The 6,105-nt window shown below is 72.3% G+C and carries 5 protein-coding genes; 4 read left to right on the forward strand and 1 reads right to left on the reverse strand.

The features are described 5' to 3' along the window. The 4 genes from AB0I18_RS51405 to AB0I18_RS51420 form a co-directional block, all read left to right on the forward strand. Window positions 1–461 (forward strand): HAD hydrolase-like protein (locus AB0I18_RS51405; protein ID WP_363112783.1); only part of this gene is annotated, 461 nt, incomplete at its 5' end. Next, a complete protein-coding gene (locus AB0I18_RS51410) occupies window positions 458–1,489 on the forward strand; it encodes a GDP-mannose 4,6-dehydratase (protein ID WP_363112784.1) in 1,032 nt (343 codons plus the stop codon). The genes AB0I18_RS51405 and AB0I18_RS51410, both read left to right, overlap by 4 nt. Then, window positions 1,479–2,711 (forward strand): acyltransferase, encoded by a 1,233-nt coding sequence (locus tag AB0I18_RS51415; RefSeq protein WP_363112785.1) that lies wholly within the window; start codon window positions 1,479–1,481, stop codon window positions 2,709–2,711. Before AB0I18_RS51410 ends, AB0I18_RS51415 begins: the two co-directional genes overlap by 11 nt. 86 nt (window positions 2,712–2,797) lie before the next feature. Continuing rightward, window positions 2,798–4,537 (forward strand): ABC-F family ATP-binding cassette domain-containing protein, encoded by a 1,740-nt coding sequence (locus tag AB0I18_RS51420; RefSeq protein ID WP_363112786.1) that lies wholly within the window; start codon window positions 2,798–2,800, stop codon window positions 4,535–4,537. A 43-nt stretch (window positions 4,538–4,580) separates the two neighbouring features. Here AB0I18_RS51420 and abc-f read toward each other — a convergent pair. Beyond that, on the reverse strand, window positions 4,581–6,105 hold a 1,525-nt coding region (abc-f, locus tag AB0I18_RS51425; RefSeq protein WP_363112787.1), incomplete at its 5' end, for a ribosomal protection-like ABC-F family protein.

Here is a 6,105-nt window from a genome sequence, read left to right on the forward strand (position 1 = left end):
TCCCGGCCGTCTTCGGCTCGATCGGCCGGATGAGCCAGCGCAACGCGCTGCGCAACCCGCGCCGCACCGGCGCCGTCGGCGTGCCTCGCCCGGTGATCCTGCACTGCCCGCACCTGCCGGAATCCCGCTGCCCCTGCCGCAAACCCCGGCCGGGTCTCATCACCGGGGCCCTCGACCGCATCGGGGTGAACCCGGGGCAGGCACTGCTCGTCGGCGATCACGACACCGACCTGATGGCGGCCGCGGCGGCGGGCTGCTGGTCGCTGCACGTGCGCAGCGGCCGGGGCGGACCACCCGCCGCGTACCCGGGCTGCCTGGGCAGCGTGCCCACCCTCCGCGAGGCGGCCGAACTGGTCATGGCGCTCACCAAGGCGGAATGGCGCCGGCCACCGCTGCGACGCCCCGAGGATCCGCACACCCGCGCCGTCCGGCCGGCGGAAAAGGAAGGAGCCAGGCCATGAGGCGCGCACTGATCACCGGCATCACCGGCCAGGACGGCTCCTACCTCGCCGAGCACCTCCTGGAACGCGGCTACGAGGTGTGGGGGCTGCTGCGCGGCCAGGGCAACCCGTACCGCTCCCGCATCGAGCGGATCGCCCCCGAAGTACGCTTCGCCGAAGGCGACTTGCTCGATCAGAGCAGTCTCGTCGCCGCCGTCGACCACATCCAGCCGGACGAGGTCTACAACCTCGCCGCCATCTCCTACGTCCCGATGTCCTGGCAGCAGGCCGAACTGACCGGCGAGGTCACCGGCATGGGAGTGCTGCGCATGCTGGAGGCCATCCGCATCGTCAGCGGCCTCGGCAGGTCCACGACCGCGCCGCCCGGCACCGTCCGCTTCTACCAGGCGTCGTCCTCCGAGATGTTCGGCCAGGTCGGCGAGGTGCCCCAGGACGAGGACACCCCGCCGCGGCCGCGCAGCCCCTACGGTGTGGCCAAGACCTACGGGCACCTCATCACGCGCAACTACCGTGAGTCCTTCGGGATGTTCACCGCTTCCGGGATCCTCTTCAACCACGAATCCCCACGGCGCGGACGGGAGTTCGTCACCCGCAAGATCTCCCGGGCCGCCGCCAGGATCAGTCTCGGCCTGCAGAACGGACTGCGCCTCGGCAACCTCGACGCCGTACGCGACTGGGGCTTCGCCGGAGACTACGTCCGCGCCATGCGCCTCATGCTGGCCCAGGCCGAACCCGGCGAGTACGTCGTGGGCACCGGGCACATGCACTCCGTACGGGACGCGGTGCGCATTGCCTTCGAGACGGTGGGCCTCGACTGGCGCGAGCATGTCGTCAGCGACACCCGTCTGGTCCGCCCCGCCGAGGTCGACCTGCTGTGCGCCAACCCGAAGAAGGCCCGCACCGAACTCGGCTGGGAGCCCGAGACCGGCTTCGAGGAGCTGATGCGGATGATGGTGGAGGCGGACCTGGAACGGGCGCGAAGAGAACTGCGCCACCCCTCGACGCGGGCGGATGTCCATGACTGGTGAGTCCGCGACCACACCACCCGGCCCGCCGGCCACCGCGTCGGTGCCACTGCCGGGCCGGCCCGGTACGGCGCCGCGCACCGGCCCCGGCGCGTCGACGGCCGACAGGTCCGGGCGCCCAGCCCGGCTGCCGTCCCTGACGGTGCTGCGGTTTCCCGCCTCGCTCGCCGTCCTGGTCTGCCACATCTACGAGTTCATCTGGCCCGAGCGGGTGTGGAGCGGCGACCTGGCCGATGACCTGCTGCACCACGCGGCCTATCTGGGAGTCGCCCTCTTCTTCCTGCTCAGCGGCTTCGTTCTGACCTGGGCGGCGCGCGAGGGCGACTCCGCCCGGAGCCTGTGGCGCCGCCGCGTCGTGCGGGTGTTCCCCGGCCACACCGTGGTCTGGGTCATCGGCGCGGTGCTGCTCCTCGGCAGCGGAGGCACGCTCGGGGTGGCCGCCGCCCTCGAACTGCCGCTGCTGCACGCCTGGGCGTTCGGCCCGCTGGACGAGTTCCTCGTCGTCAGCGGTGTCACCTGGTCGCTCTCCTGCGAGGTGCTCTTCTACCTCTCATTCCCCCTGGTGGTGCGGCTGGTGCGGAGGCTGCCCCGACACCGCCTCGCGCTGTGCGCCGCACTGCTGTGCGCGCTCGTCGTGGCGTTCCCGGTCGTCGCCCGTGTGCTGCTGCCCGGCACGCCGCTGTACGGCGAGTTCCCGGTGAGCCGGCAGCAGTTCTGGTTCGTCCAGGTGCTTCCACTGACCCGCTTCGCCGAGTTCCTCCTCGGCGTGATCCTGGCTCGTACGGTCGCCGAACGGGTCTGCCCCGCAATCCGGTTGCGGTACGCCCTCGTGGCTGTCGCGGCGAGTCTGGCCCTCTCGCTCCACCTGCCCTTCCTGTTCGCGTTCACCGCCGCGTGGGTCATACCGCTGAGCCTGCTGATCGTGGCCTGCGCCCAGGCCGACCTGCGTCGCGGACCGACACGGCCGAACTGGGGCCCGGCCCTGTGGCTCGGCGAGACCTCGTACGCCCTGTTCCTCGTCCATCTCTTCGTCGTGCAGTACCTGTGCGTGGCCCTCGTCGCCCCCGGGCCCGGCATGCCACAGGCGCACCGCTGGACGTGGGCGGTGCTGATGGTGTTCGCCTCCGTCCTGGCGGCGTGGCTGCTGCACATCACCGTGGAGCGGCCCGCGATGCGACGGTGGTCCCACCCGCGGCGCCGCACGCCCGACAAGGCCCGCCCGTGACCCGGGCCGGGCGGGGCCGGTTCCCCGCACGCCCCGCCCGCGTCACCCCTCCCAGCCGCCCCACCGTCCTTGCAGATACTGGAGTCATGGAGCACACCGTTCAACTCCCCGACAGCGCCGACGTCCTGGCGGGCAGCCGCGGCGCCGCCCACCTCGCGGCCGAGGGCGTCTCGTGCACCCTCGGGGACCGGCCGGTACTGCGCGACGTCTCCCTGACCGTCGCCGCGGCGGAAAGAGTCGGACTGATCGGGGAGAACGGCCAGGGCAAGTCCACCCTGCTGCGCGTCCTCGCCCGTGATCTCGCCCCCGAGCGGGGCAGCGTGCTGCGCGCGGTCACGGGCCGTGTCGGCTTCCTGCCGCAGGAGCCGGAGTTCCCGCCCGCCTGGACGATCACGGACGTCCTGGACCGCGCCCACGCCGAACTCGACCTGCTGGCCGCGCGTCTGCGTGATCTGGAACGGCACATGGCAGCCGCCGAGGGCGCGGAACTGGAAGCCCTGCTCGCCGACTACGGCCGGGCTCAGGACGCGTTCACCGACCGTGGCGGATGGGAGCGCGAGGCCCGTACCGGTGAGGTCCTCGCCGTGTTCGGTCTCGGTGGCCTGTCGCCCGCGCATTCGGTGGGCCGGCTCTCCAGCGGCCAGCGGGCCCGGCTCGCGCTCGCCGAACTCGTCCTCGCCGCACCGTCCGCGCTGCTTCTGGACGAGCCGACCAACCACCTGGACGACCGTGCCGCGGACTGGCTGACCCACTGGCTGCGCGGCTACCGCGGCCCGTGCGTCATCGCCTCCCACGACCGCACCCTGCTCGGCGCCGCCGTCACCGCCATCGTCGACCTGGACGGGCCCCGGGGCAGCGCCGTCCGCCACGGCGGTGACTACCAGGACTATCTCGCCGAACAGCGCGCCGCCCGCAGCCGCTGGGAACGCCAGTACGCGCAGTGGCAGGAGGAGACCGACCGTGTACGCGAGCGGCTGGACCGGGCGGGCGCGGCGGGGGACGGTGGCGGCCTGAAGCGCGACAACGAGAAGATGGGCTACGACCGCACCGGCGGCAAGGCACAGGCCGACGTGGCCCGCAGGACCCGCGCGGCCCGGCTCGAACTGCGGCGTCTGCTCGACGATCCTGTGCCACGTCCGCCCGAACCGCTGCGCTTTCGCCCGGCGCACACCGCGCGGCCCGTGACACAGGCCCCCGGGGCGTCGACACGGACCTCCCCGCCCGTGACGGAAGGCGACCCGCCCCTGCTGCGGGCCACCCGCGTCACGTTCGGTGACGTACTGCGCGACATCCGACTCGACCTGCGCCCCGGTGACTTCACCGTCATCGTCGGCCCCAACGGCGCGGGCAAGTCCACCCTGCTGCGGATCCTCGCCGGCGTGCTGCCCACGCAGCACGGCACCGTCGCCACGGCGGACGGCACGCGGGTGGGCTACCTGCCGCAGGAGTCGACGTACGAGCACGGCCACCGCGGCCTCCTGGAGGTCTACGCGGAGCGTCGGGCCCTCGACCACGACACCGCATCCGCCGAACTGGGCCGCTTCGGGCTCTTTCGGCGCGGCGACCTCACCGTCCCGGTGGACCGCCTGTCGACGGGCCAACGCCGTCGCCTGGGCCTGGCGGAACTCTTCGCGGCCCGCCCCGATCTGCTGCTCCTGGACGAGCCGACCAACCACCTCAGCCTGCCGCTGGTGGAACAACTCCAGGAGGCCATCGAGGAGTTCACCGGCCCGGTGGTCCTGGTCACCCATGACCGCGCGTTGCGTGAGCGGTACGCGGACCACGTGGTCGAGCTGACCGACGGCACGCTGCGCCGCCCCGGCTGATCACCGCGTGAGATCCGGCCGGGGCGGCGCGGTCGTACTCCCGTCAGTCGTCCTGCGGCGGGGCGACCTCCATGATCGCGCCGCACTTCAGGCGCATCCAGCGGGTGACACCGATGGCGCGCAGGAACGGCTGGTCGTGGCTGACGACGACGAAGGCACCCTCGAATGCGTTGAGCGCGTCTTCCAACTGGGCGACACTGTCGAGGTCCAGGTTGTTCGTGGGCTCGTCGAGAAGCAGGAGCTGCGGCGCCGGGTCGGTGGCCAGGGCACATGCCAGCGTCGCCCGCAGCCGCTCGCCACCGGACAGCGTCCGGGCCACCGAACGCGCCCGTGTGCCGCGGAAGGAGAACTGCGCAAGCCAGTGCCGGGCCTGCTCCTCCCGCAGCTGCGGTGCGAAGGCCCGCAGGTTGTCGAGGACGCTCGCATCCAGATCCAGCAGGTCGAGGCGTTGCGACAGATACGACACCCGCTCCACCGGCGTACGGACGGTTCCCGACGACGGTGCCAGTTCACCCGCGACGAGTCTCATCAGCGTCGACTTGCCCACGCCGTTGGAGCCGAGCAGCGCGATCCGTTCGGGTCCGCGCACTGCGAGGTCGACACCGGCGCCGAACAGTTCCGTGTCGCCGTAGTGGAGACGAACCCGCTCGCACTGAAGCACCGTGCGCCCGGCGGGCACCTTGGTGCGTGGCAGGGCGATGGCGAGCCGCGCCTCTTCGCGCAGCCCTTGACCGGCCTGCTCCAGCTTTTCCTTGGCTTCCTTCACACGCTGCTCGTGCACCGCGGCGGCCCGCCCGGCCGATTCCTGCGCCTGCCGCTGCAGGGCGCCCGCGTGGATGCGCGGCACGCCGAGAGTGTGCTTGGTGCGCTTGACGTTGCTCGCCCTGCGCTGGGCCCGCTCGTGCGCCGCCTGGGCTTCGCGCTTGTGGCGGCGCACTTCCTGCTCGGCGCCGCGTACCGCCCTTTGCGCGGCTTCCTGCTCGCGCTCCACGGCCTCGGTGTATGCGGTGAAGTTGCCGCCGTACCAGCGCAGTTCGCCGGGCCGCAGCTCCGCGATGCCGTCGACGCGGTCAAGGAGCGCCCGGTCGTGGCTCACCACCACCAGGGAGCCCTTCCACTCCTCGACGACCCGGTAGAGCCGCCGTCGGGCTGCCAGGTCGAGGTTGTTGGTCGGCTCGTCGAGCAGCAGCACGTCCGGCTGTTTCAGCAACTGGGCGGCGAGGCCGATGGAGATCACCTGGCCGCCGCTGAGGGAGGCCAGTGACCGGTCGAGGGAGACATCCGCGAGCCCCAGCCGGCCGAGTACGGCGGTGGTGCGCTCTTCGATGTCCCAGTCGTCGCCGACGGCGGTGAAGTGGGCCTCGTCCACCTCACCGGCCTCGATGGCGTGCAGTGCGCGCCGTACCGCCGCGATACCGAGCGCCTCGTCGACGGTGCCCTGTGCCAGCGGCAGGGACTGCGGCAGGTACCCGAGCTGCCCCTGCACGCCGACCGACCCCGATGACGGTGCCAGCTCGCCGGCGAAGAGGCGCAACAAGGTGCTCTTGCCCGCGCCGTTGGGGCCGACC

Origin of the sequence: Streptomyces sp. NPDC050704, assembly GCF_040654355.1 — a bacterium.
GTDB lineage: Bacteria > Actinomycetota > Actinomycetes > Streptomycetales > Streptomycetaceae > Streptomyces.